This is a genomic window from Microbacterium sp. MYb45, assembly GCF_002979655.1.
Classification (GTDB): Bacteria; Actinomycetota; Actinomycetes; order Actinomycetales; family Microbacteriaceae; genus Microbacterium.
This window is the reverse complement of sequence record NZ_PCPG01000008.1, coordinates 40,285-61,388: the sequence shown is the minus strand read 5'-3', so window position 1 is coordinate 61,388 and position 21,104 is coordinate 40,285. Positions and strand designations below refer to the sequence as shown.

Here is a 21,104-nt window from a genome sequence, read left to right as displayed (position 1 = left end):
TTGCATGAGGTCATGCACGAGCAGGTCGACGGCGGCATCGGTGCCTGGTATCGCCGGCACCGCGGGTGGGCGGACCCCGCCGGGATGGCGCTCCTCGCCGTCGTGATGGCCGCGCTCGGATTCCGCGGTGTCTGGGGCTCGTTCTCCCTCCTGTCGGGGCCGGTGTCGCCGTGGTGGGCGCTCGCCTTCGCGCTTCCGGCCTGTGCGCTCGCGCTCGTCAAGCGACGCCTGCCGATGACCGTGCTCGGCATCGTGACGATCCTCTTCGTCGCCGACCTCCACACGGTCGGCGGCATCGGGACGCTCTTCGTGCTGCTCGACGTGCTGTGGACCGCGGTGTTCCTCGCCGGCCCACGACGTCGTCGCACTCTGCTGGTGCTCCTCAGTGCCTCGACGGTCATCCTCTTCATCGTCGCCTGGCTCTTCACCGACATGCCCTTCGCCGTCGCCTTCCTCATCGGGGTGCAGTTCGGCGCGATCTTCGGCACGGACTACTGGTGGGCGGTCGCCGTCTCCCAGGCGCACGAGCTGGCCGAGCTGCACCGTCAGCGCGCGGAGGACGCCGCGGCCGTCGCCGAGCGCGACCGCGCCGAGGCCGTGCAGCGCGAGCGCGAGGCGATGGCGCGCGAGCTGCACGACGTGGTGGCCGGTCATGTGATGGCGATGGCGATCCGAGCGGAGGCTGCTCTCTCCACGACGCCCGACCAGACGAAGGACCGCGAAGCGCTCCAGGCCGTGCGCGATGCGGGCCTGGATGCCCATGGAGCCCTGCGGTCGATGATCTCGGTGCTCCGCCGCGGCGACGGCGCCCTCGTGGCCACACCGCGCTGGGCTGATCTCGACGGCATCGTGCGCGATGCCGAGCGTGCGGGGCTCGTCGTCGGCTTCGACGCCCCGGACGTGCCGGAGCTCGGAGCCGCCGCAGAACAGGCCGTGGTCCGCATCGTGCGGGAAGCCCTGACGAACTGCATCCGGCACGCGGGCGGCGCCGAGGTCGACATCGAGATCGTGGAGAGGAACGCCGAGGTCCAGGTGCGCGTTCGGTCCCGTGGAGGTGTGGCCAGCGCCGCGGCCGCGCACGGAGGCGAAGGCTGGGGCCTGCAGATGCTGCGGGAGCGCGTGGGAGCGCTCGGCGGATTCTTCACGGCGGGCCCCGCCCCGGACGGATGGTCGGTCGAGGGCCGGCTTCCGCTCGAGGTGCGGGTATGAGCGCGCCGACCGTGCTGCTCGCCGACGATCACGGCGCCATCAGGGCGGGGTTGCGAATCATGCTCGAGGCGCACGGGATCACCGTGGTCGGCGAGGCGGCGGACGGCGACATCGCCGTGCGCAACGCGGCCGCGCTGCGCCCCGACGTGGTGCTCATGGATCTGCGGATGCCCGGCAGAGACGGCGTGTCCGCCACCCGGGAGATCGTCGCGCGCGGACTCGGCGACGTGCTCGTGCTGACCAGCTTCGATGAGGATGAGCTCGTCCTCGGGGCGATACGCGCGGGTGCGGTCGGCTTCCTCCTCAAGACGGTCGATGCGCCCGCGCTCGTGCAGGCGGTGCGCTCCGTCGCTGCCGGAGAGGGCGCGCTCGACCCTCGGGTGACGCGTCGCGCGCTCGCCGCAGTGGTCCAGGGTGTGGCGGCGCCGTCACCGACAGCGAGTACGGCGGAGCGGACCGATCTGACCGTTCGCGAACGGGAGGTCCTCGACGGCATCCTGCAGGGGTGGTCGAATGCGCAGCTCGCGGCACGGCTGCGCATCTCGGTGCCCACGGTGAAGACGCACGTGTCGAACGTGCTGACCAAGCTCGGCGCGCGCAGCCGCTCGCACGCGGCAGCGATCGTGCGAAGCCGCGAGGGCTGAGCGCTCAGCGCTGCTCTGTGCTCGCCGCCGGGGTCTTCTCGTCGTCGCGCAGCGGGCGGGCGGCGCCCGAGAACAGCCCGGACATGACGACCAGGGCGACCAGGATGAACAGGGTGTTCAGCAGGCCGATGTGCTCGCTGATGACGCCGAGCACGGGCGGTCCGCCGAGGAACGAGATGTAGCCGATCGTGGCGGCCGCGCTCACGCGAGCCGCCGCCTTGGCCGGGTCGTCTGCGGCGGCGGACATGCCGAGAGGGAAGCCGAGAGAGGCCCCGATGCCCCAGAGCGCCGCGCCGACGAGCACCAGCGGGAAGGTGGGCGCGAGGATGAACAGCAGGATCCCCGATGCCGCGGCGACGGCGAGGATGCGCAGCACCGCGACGCGTCCGAATCGGTCGACGAGCGGGCCGCCGAAAAGGCGCACCGTCGTCATCCCGATGGAGAACACCGCGAGCGACACGGCTCCCGTGCCCTCGGCGAAACCATGACCCTGTTCGGTGCCGAGCGCAATCCAGTCGTTGGCGCCGCCCTCGGCGAACGACATGCCGAGCATGACGACGCCGATCAGGTAGGTGCGGGGTTCGCGCCAGGCCTCGAGCGCGGTGCGCATGCGCTCGCGGAACGGCGGCTTGACGTGATCCTCCGGGTCGAGGGCGGCCTCGCGCACCGGCACCTGGAAGAAGCAGACCACCGCGATCACGGCGATCAGCACGCCCATGGACACCGCGTGCGTCGCGACATCGATCGCGAGGTGGGCGGCGAGGGCGCCGATGCCGGCGCCGAGGACGGTTCCGAAGCTGAAGAAGGCGTGGAAGACGGGGAGGATCGTGCGGCCCATCTGCTGCTCGATCGCGGTGGCCTCGACGTTCATCATCACGTCGACGCAGCCGTTGCCGAATCCGAACAGGGCCATGCCGAGGAGGACGACGGCCACCGAGCCGAACACCGTCGCGCCGAGGCCCACGAGTGCGATGCCCAGCGCGAACAGGAGCATCGCCGCCAGCATGCCGCGGCGGGCGCCGGTGCGCGCCATCACCGCGGGGCTCGTCGAGATGCCGATGATCGAGGCGACACCCATGCCGAGAAGCAGCATCCCGACCTGCGCGTTGTCGAGCTCGAGCGCCTGCTTGATCCCCGGCACGCGCGACGCCCAGGTCGCGATCGAGAGGCCGCTCGCCAGGAAGATGGCGAAGATCGCGGCGCGCCAGCGGACGAACTGCGAACGGGTCAGGACTGCTTCCATGCCGGACAGCCTATCGAATCGATTCGACCCGGGGGAGCGGAAGCGAGCTATCCTCGAAGCATGAGCAGTCAGGAGACGCCGCGTCGGCCCACGATCGCCGACGTCGCACGCGAGGCGGGCGTGGCCACGTCCACCGCCTCGGTCGTCTTCAGCGGCAAGGCCAAGGTGGCCCCCGCGACGCGCGAGCGCGTGCTCGCCGCAGCCGCCGAGCTCGGCTACGCCGGACCGGATCCCCGCGCCGCCTCCCTGCGCCGCGGACGCAGCGGCATCGTCGCCGTCGTGCTCGAAGGACATCTGCGTGCGGCCTTCCTCGACCCCGTGACGACGGCCATGATGGACGGCCTCACCGACGGACTCGCCGAACTCAGCGCCGGCATCCTGCTGATGCGCGACGAGCCGGGGGAGGGCACGGCGATCGCCGATGCCCCCGTCGACGCGGTCGTGCTGATCGGCTGCTCCGGACGCACACGGGCATCCCTCGAGGTGGTCGTCGGCCGGGGGCTCCCGGTCGTCGTGATCGAAGGCGACGCCGGAGAGGCGATCCCGCGCGTCACGCTCGACAACGCGGCAGCCTCCGCCGACATCGCGAAGCACGTGCGCGACCTCGGCCACCGCGATGTCGCCCTGGTCACCCTGCCGCTCGACAGCGACCGCGAGCGTGCAGCCGTCACACCGGAGCGTCTCGCCAACGCGACCGTCGACGTCACGGTCCACCGGTTGGCCGGCACCCGGGAGGTGTTCCCCGACGCCCCGGCGATCTCGGCATCCGGCAGCCTCATCGACGAAGGCGTGCGCGTCGGCAGGATGCTGCTCGCGGACCCCGCCACCCGGCCGACCGCGGTGCTCGCCCAGAGCGACCTGCTGGCCGTCGGGGTCATCCGCGCGGCCGAGGAGAAGGGACTCCGCGTCCCCGAAGACCTCTCCGTCGCGGGTTTCGACGGTATCGCGCTGGACGGTCTCGGCGACCTCACCCTCACGACGAGCGTGCAGCCGGCCGTCGAGAAGGGCCGCGCGGCGGGGGAGCAGGTCGCCCGCATGCTGCGAGGCGAACCGGGGATCACGCAGCATCTCACCTGTCGGTTCCGCGTCGGCACCACCACCGGCCCGGCCTCGCGCTGAGCTCCGCCCTCCGCCCCGGCGGCGGCCACAGTCAGCTGCGCTGCGGGCCGAGCGGAAGCGCCGTGTCGCCGAGATCGAGGATGCGGTAGCGGCCGCAGTCGATCACCTCGTCGGGAATGGCCGGTGCGGGCAGGTTCCAGGGAACCGTCTGCGCATCCTCCACGAGGAACGTCACCTCTCCGACGTCGAAGTCACGACGGTTCACCAACCAGGCATAGCCGCGCAGCTCATGATCGACCTGCACGAGCTGCGCAGGATCGTCGAGGTGCAGTTTCGGCAGGCGTACGGTCCAGAACTGACCGGCCCCGGTGCGGCCGGACGCGTCGACCCAGTCGGTCACGCAGGTGAGGTCGGGGTCGGCGACCTCGGCGGCCGCAGCGAGGCGCGGGATGCTCAGGATGCCGCCGAGCGCGAGCAGCACCGCGGCGATCGCGGCGACGAGCGACCGGGGGCGGAGCGGCATCCACCCCGCGCGCGGCAGGGCGACCAGGGCCAGAACGGGCGCGAACACCACAGGCTGCAGGTAGCGGGCCGCGTGGGTGCCGAGCGCGATCGCGCCGATCACGACGAGAACGGGCATCAGCCAGGCGACGGCGGCGACGAAGCGCGAACCCTCACTCGCGGCGCGTGTCGTGCGGACGACCGCGAGCACGATGAGTACCAGCACGATCAGGCAGCCGAACACCCCGCCGGGGGTCGAGAGGCGGTCTGCCGCGAGTCCGCCGTAGTAGCCGAGTGAATCGGCCCATCGCGCCGGCTGCACGTAGCCGGCGCCCGTGTTGGCGATCCATGCCCGAAGTGGAATGCGTCCGACGAAGCCGAGAGCCGTGCCGATCAGGAGCACACCGAGGAGCAGGGTCAAGCGCGACCGCTGCCGCGAGCGGATGGTCAGCAGTGCGAGCAGCACCGCGATCGGAACCGCCGCCCACGCCGCGTACAACGGATTCGACAGGGTCGACAGGGCCGCCGTGGCGCCGAGCGCGACCAGGAGACCGACGATCCCGGACGCGCGGTCGAGCGCGCGACGCACCAGACCGACCGAGAGCGCGACCGCGACCACGGTCGCCGAGTAGTAGGTCGTCGTGAGTTGCAGGGACGCGAGCTCGAGCGCATCGCGCGATGCGGAGACCTCGGTCACGGCGATGGCGCAGAAGGCCGCGAGTCCGAGAAGAGCCCACGCGACGGGTGCCCGGTCCTCTCTCCGCCGACCGGCCACGAGCCGAAGTGCTCCGTAGAGGGCGAGCATGTTGATCACGGCATTGATCGCGAGCAGGCTGTTCACATCGACCGGAAGGAGCAGGTCGAGCCCCGCGAACACCGCGGATTCGGGGAGGAAGAGCACGCTCGACATCGCCCAGTCCAGCGGCTCACCGGAAAGCGCCGACTGCCCGAACATGGCCACGATCAGGGAATCCCCGTCGCGGAACAGCAGGTCGGAGCGCGCCGAGGATGCGACCTGCGCGGCGGTCATCACCGCGATCGCCAGGGCGCCGAACCACCCGGCCAGCTCCCGCACCCAGACCCGCCGCATGCGACCACTCTTGCACGATCACACTCCTGCGGACCGAGTGGAGTCTTCGCCCGGGTAAACTACTTATGACACCCCCCCGCCTGGCCGCAAGGCCGACGACCCCCGAGGGAGCCGCGTATATGCTGACGCTCCTCGCCGTGTTCCTGCTCGGGTCGCTGTTGATGCCCGTTCTGGTGCGCTGGCTCGGAGCTCAGGCCTTCGCCATCGCCGCACTCGTCCCCGCAGCGGCCTTCGTGCACGCGCTCGTCATGACGCCGCAGGTGCTCGACGGCCCGGTCCCGTACGAGTCGGTCGAGTGGATCCCGCAGCTCGGACTGAACCTGTCCATGAACATGGACGTGCTCGGCTGGGTGCTCACCCTGATCGTGACCGGCGTCGGCGCCCTCGTGCTCCTCTACTGCCGGTGGTACTTCTACGAGGACTCGGCCGGCGTCGGCCAGTTCGCGGGCGTCCTTCTCGGATTCGCCGGAGCGATGTACGGCCTCGTGCTGACGGACGACCTCGTCATGCTGGTCATGTTCTGGGAGGTGACGAGCATCCTCTCGTACCTCCTCATCGGCCACTACCGCCGCCGCGCCGCCAGCCGACGTGCGGCACTGCAGGCCCTGCTCGTGACCACCCTCGGCGGACTCGTGATGTTCGTCGGCGTCGTGATCCTCGTCGTGGACACCGGAACCTCGAGCATCCGCGAGATCCTCGAGATCGCACCGACGGGCCCTGCGGTGGATGCCGCGATCGTCATGCTCCTGATCGGCGCGATCAGCAAGTCGGCCCTGTTCCCGTTCCACTTCTGGCTCCCCGGTGCGATGGCAGCGCCCACCCCGGTGAGCGCGTATCTGCATGCGGCCGCGATGGTGAAGGCCGGCATCTATCTGATCGCCCGGTTCGCGCCGATCTTCGCGTTCAGCGCCCCCTGGCGCCCGATCGTCATCACCCTCGGCATCCTCACGATGCTCATCGGCGGCATCCAGGCGCTGCGCGAGACCGACCTCAAGCGCATCCTCGCGTTCGGCACGGTCAGTCAGCTCGGGTTCTTCGCGATCGTCGTCGGCTACGGCACGCAGGCCGCAGCACTGGCCGGACTCGCGCTGGTGATCGGCCACGCCCTGTTCAAGTCGGCCCTCTTCCTGATCGTCGGCGTCATCGACCGGCAGCTGTCGACCCGTGACATCACCGAGCTCTCCGGCGTCGGGCGGCAGGCGCCGGTCATGGCGACGGCGGCATTCATCTCGGTGGCATCGATGGCGGGCATCGCTCCGACCATCGGGTTCGTCGCCAAGGAGTCCACGCTCACGGCTCTGCTCGACGACGCCCTGGGGGGTTCTCCCTGGGGTCTGGTGGCGCTCATCGGCGTCGTCCTCGGTTCCATGCTCACTGCGGCATATGGGGCGCGCTTCCTCTGGGGAGCCTTCTGGAAGAAGCGCGACGAGCAGGGCCAGCTGCCCGACACCGCCTGGCCCGATCCGCCGGTCGGGTTCCTCTCGGCGCCGATCATCCTCGCCGGCGTCACGCTCGCCGCGGGTATCGGGGCGCCCGCGCTCGACGTGGCCCTGCAGGGCTACGCCGTCACCGCGACTCCCGGGCTCGACCACGCGGGCGAAGCCGTCGAAGGCCCGGGGCACCTCGCGCTGTGGCACGGCCTCGAGCCCGCCCTAGGCATCTCGATCGCGTCGATCCTGGTGGGCATCGGCCTCTTCCTGCTCACCCGCCGGACCGGCTGGGACCGCATGCCCCGCCTGCTGCGCTTCACCGCAGCCGATGTCTACTACCTCGTCATGCGCGGCATCGACCGTCTCTCCGTGCTCAGCACCACCCTCACGCAGCGCGGCTCGCTGCCGGTGTACGTCGGCACCATCTTCGTGGTGTTCGTCGCCGCCGAGGTCACCGCGCTCATCGCCAGCGACATCGATCGTTACAACCTCTCCGCCTGGCACACGCCGGCGCAGATCGTCGTCGCGCCGATCATGGCGATCGCCGGCGTGTTCGCGGTGCGTGCCCAGAAGCGTTACACCGGCGTCGTCCTCGTCTCGGTCACCGGGCTCGGGATGGTCGTGCTGTTCGCGACGAGCGGCGCACCCGACCTGGCGCTCACGCAGATCCTGGTCGAGACCGTGACGATGGTGACGTTCGCTCTGGTGCTTCGCCGCCTGCCCGCGCGGATGGGGGAACACAACGCCTCGGTGGGGCGTGTCCCCCGGGCGCTCCTCGCGATCGGCGTCGGCGTCACCATGGCCTTCGTCGCGGTCGTCGCCACGCAATCCCGTATCGCGGATCCGATCTCGGAGGTGTTCCCGCAGCTCGCGTACGAGATCGGTCACGGCAAGAACGTCGTCAACGTGGCCCTGGTCGACCTGCGTGGCTGGGACACGATGGGCGAGCTGTCGGTGCTCGTGCTCGCCGCGACCGGCGTGGCCTCGCTCGTGTTCGTCACCCATCGAGCCGACCTGCTGGCCGCCACCAAGAACCTGCCGAAGGCGACCCGCAAGGCCGCGCGCAGTCGCCCGCTCGTCGAGACGACCGAGGGCATCCGGTTCCAGAACTCCGAGAACGAGAGCAGCCCGCGGGCATGGCTCGTCGGCGGGCAGAAGATGAAACCCGAGAACAGGTCGATCCTGCTCGAGGTGATCGTCCGCATCCTGTTCCACACGATCATCGTGGTGTCGATCTTCCTGCTCTTCGCCGGGCACAACCTGCCCGGCGGCGGTTTCGCCGGCGGACTTGTCGCCGGCATGGCGCTGGTCATGCGCTACATCGCCGGAGGCCGCTGGGAACTCGGCGCCGCCGCACCGACGGATGCCGGCCGACTGCTCGGAACCGGCCTCATCCTCGCCGTCGGCACGGCCGTCGTCCCGCTCTTCTTCGGGCTCGCGCCGCTGACGAGCACGTTCTGGGAATGGGAGATCCCCGGTATCGGGCACATGGAGTTCGTCACCTCGACCATCTTCGACGTGGGTGTCTACCTGGTCGTGATCGGGCTCGTCCTCGACGTGCTGCGCAGCCTCGGCGCCGAGGTCGACAGGCAGGCGGCTCTGCGCTCGACCCCCGGTCCTGAAGGCTTCCTCTCGCGCGGAAGGGGGAGCAGCTGATGGATGTCTCGCTCACCCTGATCGTCATCATGGCCATCCTCTTCGCGTGCGGCGTGTACGCGATGCTGGAGCGCAGCCTCACCCGCGTGCTGATCGGCTTCCTCCTGCTCGGCAACGCCACGAACCTGCTCCTGCTGATCGTGATGGGCGTCCCGGGCAACGCACCGTTCTTCGGCACCGAGGGCGAGATGAGCGACCCGCTCCCCCAAGCGCTCACCCTGACCGCCATCGTGATCACGTTCGCGGTCTCGGCCTTCCTCCTGGCTCTGATCTATCGCTCCTGGCAGCTGGGCCAGGCCGACACCGTCGAGGACGACGAGGCTGACATCGCGCTCCGCGAGCGCACCGACGCCGACGAAGATCTCATGGACGACGAGTCCGAGACCGACGAGGACGAGGCGACCACCGACTTCGTCGGCGTGCAGACCGCACCGATCACTGTGCTGCACATGCGCGACCACCCCGCCATCCACGACGATGCACCGTTCGACGCGCCGACGGGCTGGGGCGACGAACCCTCCTCACGCTCAGCCGAGGGCGACCAGGCGCGCCCCGATGAACCCGACGACCACGACGAGAACGAGGAGGGCCGGCCATGACCGCACTGGTCCCGCTCCTCGTCGGGCTCCCGCTCCTCGGCGCCGCCATCACCCTCGTGTTCGGCCGGAACGCGCGGCTCCAGGTCGTCGTGACCGTCGCCACACTCGCCGCGGTCTCGGTGATCGCCGCCGTGCTCCTGGTCGTGGTGGATTCCGGCGACCCGCTCGCCGTCTCGGTCGGCGGCTGGCCGGTGCCCTTCGGTATCGTGCTCTATGTGGACAGGCTCGCCGCGCTCCTCGTGCTCATCTCGAGCATCGTGCTCCTCGCCGTCCTCCTCTTCTCCATCGGCCAGGGCGCCGCCGACGGCACCGACGAGACCCCGATCTCGATCTTCAACCCCTCATATCTGATCCTCGCGGCCGGTATCTTCAACGCCTTCATCGCCGGCGACCTGTTCAACCTCTATGTCGGCTTCGAGATCCTGCTCGTCGCCTCGTACGTGCTGATCACGCTGGGCAGCACCGAGTCTCGCATCCGCACCGGCGCCGTCTACATCGTCGTCTCGCTGGTCTCATCGATCCTGTTCCTCGCATCGATCGCCATGATCTACGGCGCACTCGGCACGGTCAACATGGCTCAGATCGCCGAACGCATGTCGGAGCTCCCACAGGAGACCCAGCTGGTGCTGCACCTGATGCTGGTGGTGGCCTTCGGCATCAAGGCCGCGATCTTCCCGGTGTCCTTCTGGCTGCCGGACTCGTACCCGACCGCCCCCGCCCCCGTCACGGCGGTGTTCGCGGGCCTGCTGACCAAGGTGGGCGTCTACGCGCTGATCCGCACCGAGACCCAGCTGTTCGCCTCGAACAGCATCGACACGGTGCTGCTGATCATCGCGCTCGCGACCATGATCGTCGGTGTGCTCGGTGCCGTGGCGCAGGCGGAACTCAAGCGAATCCTGTCGTTCACGCTCGTCAGCCACGTCGGCTACATGATCTTCGGCCTCGCGATAGCCACGCCGGCCGCGATCGGCGCGACCGTGTACTACATCGTCCACCACATCGTCGTGCAGACGACCCTGTTCCTCGCGGTGGGACTCGTGGAACGTCGAGCCGGCAGCACGTCGATCCTGCGGGTCAAGGGGCTGCTCAAGGTCGCGCCGGTGATCGCCGTGCTCTACTTCGTGCCCGCGATCAACCTGGGCGGGCTCCCCCCGTTCTCCGGGTTCATCGGCAAGTTCGCGCTCTTCGAGGCGGCAGCATCCGTCGGCACCCCGATCATGATCGTGCTGATCTTCGGCGGCATCGTCACCTCCCTGCTCACCCTGTACGCACTCATGCGCGCCTGGAACCTCGCCTTCTGGCGCGAGGAGGAGGACTCCACCGAGACCGAGGGTCGCATCTCGTACCTCGGCAACGCCCCGGCCGCCGACGAGCAGCAGGAGCGTCGCCGCATCCCGAAGATCATGACGATCGCCACGGCCGGCATGGTCGCCGTCACCGTCTCGCTCACGATCTTCGCCGGACCCCTGTACGCGCTCTGCGACCGCATCGGCGCCGCTCTGCTGCAGCCCGTCAGCCTCGTCCAGCTGGAAGAGGAGGTGGGCGGATGAGACGACAGACCAAGCGTCACCTCTGGCGCGACATCCGGGTCCAGCTGCCCTTCCTGGCCTGGCTCGTCGTGCTGTGGATGCTGCTGTGGGCGCAGTTCACCGTGCTGTCTTTCCTGTCCGGACTCGTCGTCGCGATCTTCGTGACCCGCGTGTTCCGGCTGCCGACGGTCGAGCTCTCGGGTCGGATCAATGTCGCCTACGCCGCGCTGTTCGTGGTGCAGTTCCTGTTCGCGGTGCTCAGCGGAGCCATCTCGGTGACTCTGCAGGTGTTCGACTTCCGCCGCCAGCCGGGCACCGCGATCATCGCGGTGCCGCTGCGCTACGCCGACGACCTGGTCATGACGCACGTCGCCGTCGTGTCGTCGCTCGTCCCCGGTTCGCTGGTGGTCGAGACCGACCGCGACCGTCGCATCCTGTACCTGCATGTGATCGGGGTCAGGAACCGCGCCGACGTCGAGAAGCAGCGCGCCGGAGTGCTCCGCTGGGAGCGACGGGTCGTCCGGGCGCTGGGCGACCCCGCGCAGTACCGCGCCCTCAAGGCCGACCAGCGCGCCGGCCTGACCGGATCGACGAAGGGCGGTGCCCGATGAACATTCTGCTGCTGCTGATCATGGTGGTCTTCGGCATCGCCGCCGTCCTCACCCTCGTCCGCATCGTTCGAGGACCGTCGATCCTCGACCGTGCCGTCGCCTCCGACGTGCTCCTCACCGAGGTCATGTGCGTGCTCGGGGCGGAGATGGCCATCAACGGTCACACCCGCAACATCCCCGTGCTCCTCATCATCGCCGCGATCGGGGTGTTCGGCTCGATCTCCGTCGCCCGGTTCGTCGCGAGAAGGGACAACACGACCTCATGAACATCCTCGGTCTCGTGATCCCCGACCCCGTCATCGACGTGGCCGTGCTCGTGCTGATCCTGCTCGGGGCGCTGCTCTGCCTGTCGGCGGCGGTCGGGCTGCTGCGCTTCCGCGACGTGCCGTCCCGGCTGCACGCGGCGACCAAGCCCCAGGTGCTCGGGCTGCTGCTGATCTGCATCGCGATTGCCCTGTCGCAGCGGTCGGTCGGCGGCATCCTGCTGGGATTCGTGCTCGTCGCGCCCGTCGTGCTCATGCAGTTCGCGACGGCGCCGCTGTCTGCGCACATGGTCGGGCGACAGGCCTACCGCAACGGCACCATCGAACAGCGCGGCCTCGTCGTGGACGAGCTCGCCGAGTCGAAGCAGACCCCGCCCGCCGCCGGCTGAGCTACCCGCCGGGGTGTGCTCTGTCGGCTGAGCTCGTCCGGCTGACCGCGCTGCCGCCGTGAACGGTCGGTGCACCACTCCTCAAGAATCCGCGCGACTCTGCCACCGAAGCGGATTATCCCGGCGTGAAGCCAGATTTCTGAGGAGTTGCGCACACCGCATGGCTGCCAACGGGGTCGACACTGCTCCTACCCAAGGCGAGATTCGGGACGAACCTTCCCTTTCGTGAGCCTCGCCCCTCAGCTGTCCTCTCCAGGACCCAGACTCGCTCGAATGAGGCCATGGACCGTAAACGAACGCGCAGCCGCGCTGTACAGCAGCATCGTTCTCGACCGAGCGGAACTCCTCGCCCGACGAATGACCGGACGAGCAATCACGCGAGCCATCGACTCCGGCCAGCTCCGACGGCTGCGCCGCGACCGTTACGCAATCGAACCCGTCGATCCTGATATCGCGGAAGCGGTCCGCATCGGCGGGCGCCTGTCGTGCATCTCGCTTCTGAGCCAGATCGGTGTATTCGTGCATGTCGTCGACGCACTGCATGTGCACGTCGTTCCAGGGTCGTCTCGAATTCGTCCTCCTCGATCGAGGCGAACCATCCTGCACTGGCAGTCGTGGTCGGGGCAACCGAGCCCTCTCCATGTCGCTCCCCTCGCGGACGCCGTCGCGCAGGCCATCCGGTGCCAGGCTCCGCGGGCATCTGTCGCCACCGTCGACAGCGTGCTGCACCACGGATTGATGACTCGGGAGGAAGTGATCCTCATGTTCTCTCAACTGCCTGTCCGGTTCCGTCCGTTGCTCGCGCTGATCGATGCCTCGGCGGGGTCGGGGCCCGAGACTTTCATGAGGCTCATTCTGCGAGCGCTCGGGGTCGCGTTTGAGACCCAGGTGCTGATCGAGGGTGTCGGCCGGGTCGACTTCCTGGTCGAGGGGTGGCTCATCATCGAGTGCGACAGCAAGGAGTTCCACGAGGGTTGGGCCAAACAGGTCGATGATCGGCGGCGGGATATGGCAGCTGCGATGCAGGGGTATGTGACGATCCGGCCCCTTGCGGTCGACATTCTGCGGAACGATCCGACCGTCCGACAGGCAGTCGCCGAGGTCATCCGGGTAATGGGACCGCGCTTTCGGCCCACGACTCGTTCATGACTCCTCAAGGATTGGCTGTAAGGGAGCCCAGATGACGGCGAAAGCGAGGTCGGTGCGCTTTCTTGAGGAGTTGTGAACACCGGTCGCGACGAACCCCCGCGAGACGGGCCGTCAGAGACGGGCCGTCAGAGGCGGGCGGCGAACTCGTGGATCAGGCGGGCAGCGGGCTCGGAGTCACTGATGAGTGTGCCGTGTCCGTGGTCGGGGATGACCTCGAGCGCGGCACCGGGGATCGCGTCGAGGATCTCGCGGCACCAGCTCATCGGCGCGAGCGGGTCGTCCTCGCCGCGCAGCACCAGCACCGGGCACTCGATGCGCACGAAGGCGTCCTCGGGCTCGTGCACGACGGTGGCACGGATCTTGCGGATCAGGTGCGGGCCGCCCCGGAGGTACTCCCGCGCGCCGCGCCAGATCACCAACGGCCGCTCGCCGACGAGGTCGGTCAGGAGGTAGCGGGCCTGTGCCGCGATGTTGCGCGCCGCCTTGTTCACCGTGGGGCCCGCCAGCACCACGCCTTCCACCAGCGACGGATGCCGCGCGGCGAGCTCTGCGGCGATCTGGCTGCCCATCGAGTGGCCGATCACGACGACCGGGCCCGAATCCACCTGCTGCAGGTAGGCGGCGACCAGGTCGGCGTGGCGTTCCATGGTGAGGGTGCGCGTCGGCTCCGGCGCCTCGCCGAATCCCGGCAGGTCCAGGGCGATCACCCGACCCTCGAGCCGCTGCACGACGTCGAGGTAGACGCTCCGACCCATCCCGATGCCGTGCAGCAGGAGATACGTGTGCGGGCCTTCGCCGAACGTCTCGGCGATGAGCGTGGCGCCGCCGTGCTCGAACTCGAGGAGCGTGACGGTCGTGCCCTTCGGGGCGAGGTAACTGGATGGCACCTCCCCACGGTAGCGGAGCAACCTGCACCGTCCCTTCAGGTCGGCGCAGCCCACGGATCAGCCGGTCGGCGACAGGATCAGCGTGTCCACCTCCGACGCATCCACCGCCTTCGCGGAGTACGCCCACGGCTTCTGCAGCCCGACCGTCCAATCGGCGGTCTGGTCGGTGTAGTGCTCGTGGAAGGCATGACCCGACGCGCCGGTGAGGTGGTTCCAGGTCGAGGCATCGAAGTCGGAGAGATCGATCACCATGCGCATCGACGGCACCGTCGTGGTGGCGTATGAGACGCCGAGCTCCCACCCGGTCGCGTTGACCACCGATGCGCCGCCGCCCACCGGGTACGGCCCGCGGTTGAAGAGGGCCTCGACGGGCGCGATCCCCGAGGTGCCGAGCGTGTCGCTGGTGAGGGTGATCGCGTGCAGGTCGCCCCAGTTCCAGCGGGTCGGGACGTCTCCCTGCAGGGCGACGAGTTCGTCATAGGCCTCTTCGGCGGACAACGCCAGCATTGCCTCCATCCCGTCGACGTCGATCTGCGGGTTGCTCCAGAGCGGATCGGTCGGGTCGTCGAGCATGTCGGCGACGACCGTGAACAGGCGACCCTGTCCGTCGATCGGCAGGGGCTGCTCGCGCTCGCCGAAGATGTTCTGCACGAGGTTCGACCAGAGCACGTTCGCGTAGGCGGCGGCGGGGGAGGAGGCCGTGTTCTGGCCGTCCCACGGGAGCAGGAGGTCCACGGCCGACTGGACGTCCGCGCGGCTCACGTCGACGTCGGCCATGGCGGTCGCCAGCTGCGTGCCGATCCACATCTCGTCGTCCATCTGGATGTCACGCATGTCCTGTGCGGTCAGCGGAGCGGCGGCCGCGCGTCGTTCGATCAGGTGGGCGATGCGCGCCGCGCGATACCCGTAGTCCCAGTCGCGGGACAGGAAGAAGGCGTAGTCGTCGGTCACGATCGCGTTGTTCGCGGTGACGATGTACCCCGAGGTCGGGTTGTACGAGACGGGCAGCTCGTCGAACGGGATGTAGCCCGTCCAGTCGTAACTGCTGTCCCAACCCGGCTGCGGCATCCATCCGTCGCCGGCACCGCGGATCGGGAGGCGCCCCGGTGTCTGGTAGCCGATGTTGCCCTCGGTGTCGGCGTAGATGAGGTTCTGTGCCGGCACGTCGAAGAGGGAGGCGGCGTAGCGGAAGTCGTCGAAGTCCTGCGCGGTGGAGAGGGCGAAGATCGCGGTCGCGGTCGTGCCGGGGTCGAGCGCCGTCCAGCGCAGGCTGATGGCGTACTCGGCGTCGTCCTGCCCGACGGGCGGAGCGGCGGGCGCCTCGGTTCCTTCCGCGAGCGCCGGCTCCGGGTCATCGGCGATCGCGGTGAAGTCGTCCGTGAGCCCCGAGATGATGGGCCCGTGCACGGTGGAGCGGATCGTCAGCTCGATATCCTCGCCACCGGCGACCTTGATGGTCTCGATGCTCTGCTCGAGCGGGACCAGTGCTCCGTCGCGCCAGTACTCGTCGCCGACCACCCGCTCCACGTAGAGGTCGGTGACGTCGGTGGTGAGGTTCGTGAACCCCCAGGCGACGTGCTGGTTGTGGCCGATCACGATGCCGGGAAGCCCGGAGAACGAGAAGCCGCCGACGTCGAACGGGCACGCGTCGTTCACTGTCGAGCACTTCAGCTGCACCTGGTACCAGACCGATGGCAGCGACGCACCGAGGTGCGGGTCGTTCGCGAGCAGCGGCATCCCGGTCTCGGTGAGATCCCCCGAGACGACCCAGGAGTTCGATCCGATGCCCTCGCCGACATCGCCGACGAGCTCGCTCGCGGCCTCGATCACACTCGAGGTCTCCTGCCACTCGATCGTGGTGGTCGCCTGCTGGATCTCGCCGTCGGATTCGGAGGGCGTGTACGCGGCGGGTTCCGCACCGGTCTCGAGTGCGGGCACCGTCGAGATCTTCGGAACGATCACCGGGTTCTCGTCGAACGGGTAGTCGGGGTAGAGCTTCGCGAGTACTTCCCCGGTGTCGACCGCCTCGCCCGCCTCGTCCGCACCGGCCTTCAGCTCGGCGGCCAGGAGCGAGCGCTCGGTCTCATCCTCGATGTTGCCGCGCAGATCCCAGGCCATCGCCTTGAGCCAGGCGACCGAATCCGCGGGCTCCCACGGCTCGGGAGCGTAGTCCGGGTTCTGGATGCCGAGAACGGCATATTCGAGCGAGAGCTCGGCGCCGGACCGTGTCGCGAGGTAGGCGTTGACCCCGTCGGCATAGGCCTCGTAGTAGCCGCGCGTGGTGTCGTCCATCGCCTCGACCTCGGCTTCGGCGACGGTTCGCCAGCCGAGTGTGCGCAGAAAGGCGTCGGTCGCCGCCTGGGGCTCTCCGAACATCTCGGCGACGCGCCCTGCGGTGACGTGGCGGCGGAAGTCCATCTCGAAGAAACGGTCCTGCGCGTGCACGAACCCTTCGGCATAGAACAGATCGTCGGTCGAGTCGGCCGTGATCGTCGGGATGCCGCGGTCATCGCGCTGCACCGTGACCTCGGCCTTCAGACCGTCGAGCTCGACCGTTCCCGAGGTCTGCGGGAAGGAGCGCTGGATCGTCCAGGTCACGAAGAAGGCGGCGGCAACGGCGATCACGACGATCCCGGCCACAACGAGGAAGGAGATCCGTCCGATCCGGGCGCCCAGTGAAGGGCGCGTGGATACGGCGGACTCCTGCGAATCGGTCATCATCGTCGAGAACTCTTTCGGGTAGACAGGTGGAACTCAGTCCCACCGAGCCCCAGTGCGCGTTTCAGGGTCGCGCCTTCGCATCATATCCGCCCGAGCGCTCGTGGATCATCCATTCAGACGAATGTGTTATGTTACCCGTTGCGCTCTGCGCAGAACGGGGACGATGCGGAGGCTCGGCGCGATTGCGTCCGGGCCGCCATGTCGGCCGCAACGAGTGGTGGGGGAACCACTGTGGTCGAAGGAGGGTGTGATTTGGTGGGCATGGATGGTGCGCTGGAACGGCGTTCGGTGAGTGACGACGTCTATCACCGGCTGCGGGACGCGATCGTCGACGGTGAGCTTCGGCCGGGCGAGCGGATCCGCGACTACGAGCTGGCGGCGGATCTCGGGACGTCGAAGACGCCGGTGCGGCACGCGCTGGCGCGACTTGCCGAGGGGGGACTCGTCGAGATGCAGCGTAACCGCTACACGCGTGTGGCACCCCTCGATCTGGACCGCATCCGAGACGCGATCGCGCTCTTCGGTGACATCTGGATCGGTTCGGTACGCCACGCGATGCCGCTGATCCAGGCCGACGACGTCGCCTATCTCGTCGATCTCACCGAGGACATGTCCGCTGCGGTCGTGGACCACGATGTCGTCGAGTTCGGTAAAGCGTTGCGCGCCATCGTGACCGGGTTCGCGCGCATCGAGGGCAACACCACTCGGGTGACCGTCATCGAGTTCCTCGGCCCGCAGATCCGTCGCTTCACGCAGCACGCGCGCGGCGTGTTCGACTGGGTGGCGGTCGAGCGATCCACCGTCGCCATCCGTGAGGCCATCCGACAGCGCGACGCGGCCGAAACCCGTGCTGCCATCGTGACGCTCTTCGACGAGGTGCTGCCGGGCATCATCGACCGCGCCGAGGAGCTCGACGCCGCTGACGAACGGCGCAGCGCCGGCGACTCACCCGCCTAGCGGGTGCACCCGTCCGGCGCCGGCAGCCCGGGCTGCCAGCGCCGGCAGTACGACGTCAGTCGGTGCCGGAGTCGAACGCCGCGCCCTCGGACGCCGTGTCGACGGCATCCGCCAGGTTCTCGTCGGCTTCGGAGATCGACCCGTGGACCGACTCGGTGATCTCGGCGGACTCTCCGGCGGTCACCCGGCCGACCAGCTCGCCGGTCGCGCCACCCACGAGGCCCAGGCCCGCGTACTGCTCGAGGCGGGCACGCGAGTCGGCGATGTCGAGGTTGCGCATCGTGAGCTGGCCGATACGGTCGACCGGGCCGAAGGCGGCGTCGCCGACGCGCTCCATCGACAGCTTCTCGGGACCGTAGGACAGGTTCGGCGAGACGGTGTCGAGGATGGTCCAGTCGTCGCCGCGGCGCAGACGGATCGTCACGGTGCCCGAGATCGTCAGGCCGACCCAGCGCTGGATCGACTCGCGCAGCATGAGCGACTGCGGCTCGAGCCAGCGGCCCTCGTACATCAGGCGGCCGAGGCGGCGACCCTGCTCGTGGTAGGTGGCGAGGGTGTCCTCGTTCAGGATGCCGTTGACGAGGCGCTCGTAGGCGATGAACAGCAGCGACATGGCGGGAGCCTCGTAGATGCCGCGCGACTTCGCCTCGATGATGCGGTTCTCGATCTGGTCGCTCATGCCGAGGCCGTGGCGTCCGCCGATCGTGTTCGCCTCCATGACCAGGGCGACCGGGTCGGAGTACTCGACGCCGTTGATCGCGACGGGACGGCCGGCCTCGAACGTGACGGTGACGTCTTCGGTCTCGATCGCGACGGACGGGTCCCAGAACTTCACGCCCATGATCGGGTCGACAGTCTCGAGCGAGACGTCGAGGTGCTCGAGGGTCTTGGCCTCGTGCGTCGCGCCCCAGATGTTCGCGTCGGTCGAGTAGGCCTTTTCGGCGGAGTCGCGGTAGGGGAAGTCGCGGGCGACGAGCCAGTCGCTCATCTCCTTGCGACCGCCGAGCTCTGTGACGAAGTCGGCGTCGAGCCACGGCTTGTAGATGCGCAGGCGCGGGTTGGCGAGCAGGCCGTAGCGGTAGAACCGCTCGATGTCGTTGCCCTTGTAGGTGGAGCCGTCGCCCCAGATGTCGACGCCGTCTTCCTTCATGGCGCGCACCAGCAGCGTGCCCGTGACCGCGCGGCCGAGGGGTGTGGTGTTGAAGTACGTCTTGCCGCCGGAGCGAATGTGGAAGGCGCCGCAGGAGAGGGCGACGAGGCCTTCTTCGACCAGGGCGGTCTTGCAGTCGATCAGGCGCGAGGCCTCGGCGCCGTACTCCAACGCACGGCCCGGGATCGACGCGATGTCGTCTTCGTCGTACTGACCGAGGTCGCCGGTGTAGGTGAAGGGCACGGCGCCCTTCTCGCGCATCCACGCGACGGCGACGGAGGTGTCGAGTCCTCCGGAGAAGGCGATGCCGACGCGCTCGCCGACGGGCAGGGACTGGAGGACCTTGGACATGCTTTCCAGTCTATCCGCGTGCGGCGTGTCGCCCCGTGCCGCGTCAGATCACGCGCACATCGACTCCGAGCGCCGCGTACGTTCCTATCGCGCGGCGATCGCATGTGACGAGCGTCATCCCGGCGGCTCTGGCGCACAACGCGACCAGGCCGTCGTAGACCGCTCCACCGGCGATTCCAGCATCGGCGAGGACGTCGACGGCGGTGCGCGCATCCTCTTCTGAGAGTGAGATCGACCGGGGGAATGCGGCCCGGATCGCGTTCGCCGCTGCCAGAGGGGTCAGGCGATTGGGGCCCGGCAGGCGCGTCAGCACGGAGTATGTCTCTGCTGAGGCGTGGCCGGCGAGGCCGAGGATTGCCCCGGCGCAGGCGCTCTGGACCGCGATGTGCGCGGTGTTGTCTTCCACGAGGAGAGCGAGCGCTGCGCTCGTATCGAGGACGAGGTCAGCGCTGGTCGGCAAGGCGCAACTCGCGGATGTCGTCGGGTGTGATCGCCATGCCGGACGACGCGATGACGAGACGCCCGTCCTTCTCGATGAGGTTGTCCGGGGCATCGATCTCGATGCGGATGCCGTTGCCGTCGAGGATGAGATCGATAGGACCAGGGATCAATCCGACGCGCTCGCGGAGCGCAGCGGGGATGACGATTCGCCCTGCCTTGTCCATGGTTGCTTTCATGCCATGAGAATACCATTCGAATGGCGCGTCGCGAGGTGATGCGGGTGCTTCATATCGGTTACGGCGACGTTCGTCACCCCGAACGCCGACTACTCCGACTGAACGGCATCTTCATGGCGTAGTCGAGTGTGAGCTAGCGGTGAAACGAGGCGCGCGTGCGGGGGAGCCGATGCGCGACGTGCCGATGGACGAGCGACACGTCTCCGCTTTCGCCGATGTCGCGCAGGCAGAGTGCCGCAGTGGTGGGAGAGTAGGCCCCACGGAGGTGCGGCATGGGCGAAGCAGTCCTGTGGGGAGTGATCGCGGCGGCGCCGCTGTTCATCGGCGCGGTGCTCGCTCTGCTCCGGAAGTGGCCGCCGCGGTGGCTCGGCATCGTCCTCGGGTTCGGCGCCGGCGCCCTCATGGCCTCGATCGCCTTCGAGCTCTGGGAAGAGGGGCTCGACCTCGCCGGTCCGGTCCCGCTGGTGGTCGGCGTCGCGGCCGGTGCCATCAGCTATTACATCGCCGACCGCATCCTCGATGCCCGTGCCGCGAAGAGCAAGTCGCAGGCGGGCGGTGGCCAGCTCGCCGTGGGCGCGCTGCTCGACGGCATCCCCGAGCAGCTCGTGCTCGGCATCGGGCTGGCATCAGGGGAGCCGGTGAGCATCGCGCTCGTGGTGGCCATCCTCGTCTCGAACCTGCCCGAGTCGATCGGGTCCGCCGCCGACCTGCTCGAGGGGGGCATGGCGAAGTCGCGTGTGCTGCTGCTGTGGGCAGGGGTGGCCGTGATCTGTGCGGCGGCGACCGTCGCGGGCTTCGCGCTGGCGAGCGTGACGGGTGACGCCTTCCGTTCCGCGTCGAGTGGCTTCGCAGCCGGGGCGCTTCTGGTGATGCTCGTCGACTCGATGGTTCCCGAGGCGCAGTCCAAGGCCAAGGAGTCGACGGGTCTCGCGACCGTCCTGGGCTTCGCGCTCGCCGCGGGGCTCGCGTTGGCGTGAGAGCGCGCGCGA

Annotated in this window: 19 protein-coding genes; 12 read left to right on the top strand and 7 right to left on the bottom strand. The window is 68.9% G+C overall.

Annotated elements, in window-relative coordinates:
* Positions 1-12: 12 nt before the first annotated feature.
* Positions 13-1,209, top strand: a complete 1,197-nt coding sequence (locus CQ034_RS13510) for a sensor histidine kinase (RefSeq protein WP_105711437.1) — start codon at positions 13-15, stop codon at positions 1,207-1,209.
* A complete protein-coding gene (locus CQ034_RS13505) occupies positions 1,206-1,853 on the top strand; it encodes a response regulator transcription factor (RefSeq protein ID WP_105711436.1) in 648 nt (215 codons plus the stop codon). Before CQ034_RS13510 ends, CQ034_RS13505 begins: the two co-directional genes overlap by 4 nt.
* Positions 1,854-1,857: 4 nt before the next feature.
* On the opposite strand, the gene CQ034_RS13500 is transcribed toward CQ034_RS13505, so the two are convergent.
* A complete protein-coding gene (locus tag CQ034_RS13500; protein ID WP_105711435.1) occupies positions 1,858-3,096 on the bottom strand; it encodes an MFS transporter in 1,239 nt (412 codons plus the stop codon).
* A 60-nt stretch (positions 3,097-3,156) separates the two neighbouring features.
* On the opposite strand from CQ034_RS13500, the gene CQ034_RS13495 reads away from it, so the two are divergent.
* On the top strand, positions 3,157-4,215 hold the full coding sequence (locus CQ034_RS13495; RefSeq protein ID WP_029264132.1) for a LacI family DNA-binding transcriptional regulator: 1,059 nt from the start codon (positions 3,157-3,159) through the stop codon (positions 4,213-4,215).
* Positions 4,216-4,246: 31 nt separating this feature from the next.
* Here CQ034_RS13495 and CQ034_RS13490 read toward each other — a convergent pair whose 3' ends face one another.
* Positions 4,247-5,746 carry a hypothetical protein gene (locus tag CQ034_RS13490; RefSeq protein WP_105711434.1) on the bottom strand — a complete coding sequence of 500 codons (1,500 nt, stop codon included), beginning with the start codon at positions 5,744-5,746 and terminating at the stop codon, positions 4,247-4,249.
* Positions 5,747-5,865: 119 nt separating this feature from the next.
* Between CQ034_RS13490 and CQ034_RS13485 the strand changes: the two genes are divergently transcribed.
* From CQ034_RS13485 to CQ034_RS19455, 7 genes are all read left to right on the top strand, one after another.
* Complete coding sequence (locus CQ034_RS13485) at positions 5,866-8,832, top strand: Na+/H+ antiporter subunit A (RefSeq protein WP_105711433.1); 2,967 nt, start codon at positions 5,866-5,868, stop codon at positions 8,830-8,832.
* Positions 8,832-9,431, top strand: a complete 600-nt coding sequence (locus CQ034_RS13480; RefSeq protein WP_105711432.1) for a Na(+)/H(+) antiporter subunit C — start codon at positions 8,832-8,834, stop codon at positions 9,429-9,431. The genes CQ034_RS13485 and CQ034_RS13480 overlap by 1 nt, the downstream gene beginning before the upstream one ends.
* The gene (locus CQ034_RS13475) at positions 9,428-10,981 is read left to right on the top strand and encodes a Na+/H+ antiporter subunit D (protein ID WP_029264128.1); all 1,554 of its coding nucleotides are present in this window, start codon (positions 9,428-9,430) and stop codon (positions 10,979-10,981) included. Before CQ034_RS13480 ends, CQ034_RS13475 begins: the two co-directional genes overlap by 4 nt.
* Positions 10,978-11,571 (top strand): Na+/H+ antiporter subunit E, encoded by a 594-nt coding sequence (locus tag CQ034_RS13470; protein ID WP_029264127.1) that lies wholly within the window; start codon positions 10,978-10,980, stop codon positions 11,569-11,571. Before CQ034_RS13475 ends, CQ034_RS13470 begins: the two co-directional genes overlap by 4 nt.
* Entirely contained in the window at positions 11,568-11,837 is a 270-nt protein-coding gene (locus tag CQ034_RS13465; RefSeq protein WP_029264126.1) for a monovalent cation/H+ antiporter complex subunit F, read from the top strand. Before CQ034_RS13470 ends, CQ034_RS13465 begins: the two co-directional genes overlap by 4 nt.
* Positions 11,834-12,223, top strand: a complete 390-nt coding sequence (gene mnhG, locus CQ034_RS13460; RefSeq protein ID WP_029264125.1) for a monovalent cation/H(+) antiporter subunit G — start codon at positions 11,834-11,836, stop codon at positions 12,221-12,223. Before CQ034_RS13465 ends, mnhG begins: the two co-directional genes overlap by 4 nt.
* Positions 12,224-12,496: 273 nt before the next feature.
* Positions 12,497-13,372, top strand: coding sequence for an endonuclease domain-containing protein (locus tag CQ034_RS19455; protein WP_146114845.1), 876 nt, complete (start codon positions 12,497-12,499; stop codon positions 13,370-13,372).
* Between the two features lie 125 nt (positions 13,373-13,497).
* Here the strand turns inward: CQ034_RS19455 and CQ034_RS13450 are convergent, their stop codons facing one another.
* Both CQ034_RS13450 and CQ034_RS13445 read right to left on the bottom strand, forming a co-directional pair.
* Positions 13,498-14,259, bottom strand: a complete 762-nt coding sequence (locus tag CQ034_RS13450; protein ID WP_051662649.1) for an alpha/beta fold hydrolase — start codon at positions 14,257-14,259, stop codon at positions 13,498-13,500.
* A gap of 57 nt (positions 14,260-14,316) precedes the next feature.
* Complete coding sequence (locus CQ034_RS13445) at positions 14,317-16,980, bottom strand: penicillin acylase family protein (protein ID WP_258134214.1); 2,664 nt, start codon at positions 16,978-16,980, stop codon at positions 14,317-14,319.
* Between the two features lie 288 nt (positions 16,981-17,268).
* Here CQ034_RS13445 and CQ034_RS13440 point away from each other — a divergent pair, with 288 nt between their 5' ends.
* Complete coding sequence (locus CQ034_RS13440; RefSeq protein WP_258134213.1) at positions 17,269-17,937, top strand: GntR family transcriptional regulator; 669 nt, start codon at positions 17,269-17,271, stop codon at positions 17,935-17,937.
* A gap of 55 nt (positions 17,938-17,992) precedes the next feature.
* Here CQ034_RS13440 and argG read toward each other — a convergent pair whose 3' ends face one another.
* Genes argG through CQ034_RS13425 form a run of 3 tightly spaced genes read right to left on the bottom strand, consistent with a single transcriptional unit; the run spans position 17,993 to position 20,115 of the window.
* Positions 17,993-19,438 (bottom strand): argininosuccinate synthase, encoded by a 1,446-nt coding sequence (argG, locus tag CQ034_RS13435; protein WP_091028311.1) that lies wholly within the window; start codon positions 19,436-19,438, stop codon positions 17,993-17,995.
* Between the two features lie 43 nt (positions 19,439-19,481).
* Positions 19,482-19,898 (bottom strand): PIN domain-containing protein, encoded by a 417-nt coding sequence (locus tag CQ034_RS13430; RefSeq protein ID WP_105711429.1) that lies wholly within the window; start codon positions 19,896-19,898, stop codon positions 19,482-19,484.
* Positions 19,882-20,115: an AbrB/MazE/SpoVT family DNA-binding domain-containing protein gene (locus CQ034_RS13425; RefSeq protein WP_258134212.1), complete on the bottom strand. Its 234-nt coding sequence runs from the start codon at positions 20,113-20,115 to the stop codon at positions 19,882-19,884. The genes CQ034_RS13430 and CQ034_RS13425 overlap by 17 nt, the downstream gene beginning before the upstream one ends.
* Before the next feature lie 272 nt (positions 20,116-20,387).
* Here CQ034_RS13425 and CQ034_RS13420 point away from each other — a divergent pair, with 272 nt between their 5' ends.
* Entirely contained in the window at positions 20,388-21,092 is a 705-nt protein-coding gene (locus CQ034_RS13420) for a ZIP family metal transporter (protein ID WP_105711427.1), read from the top strand.
* Positions 21,093-21,104: the final 12 nt, after the last annotated feature.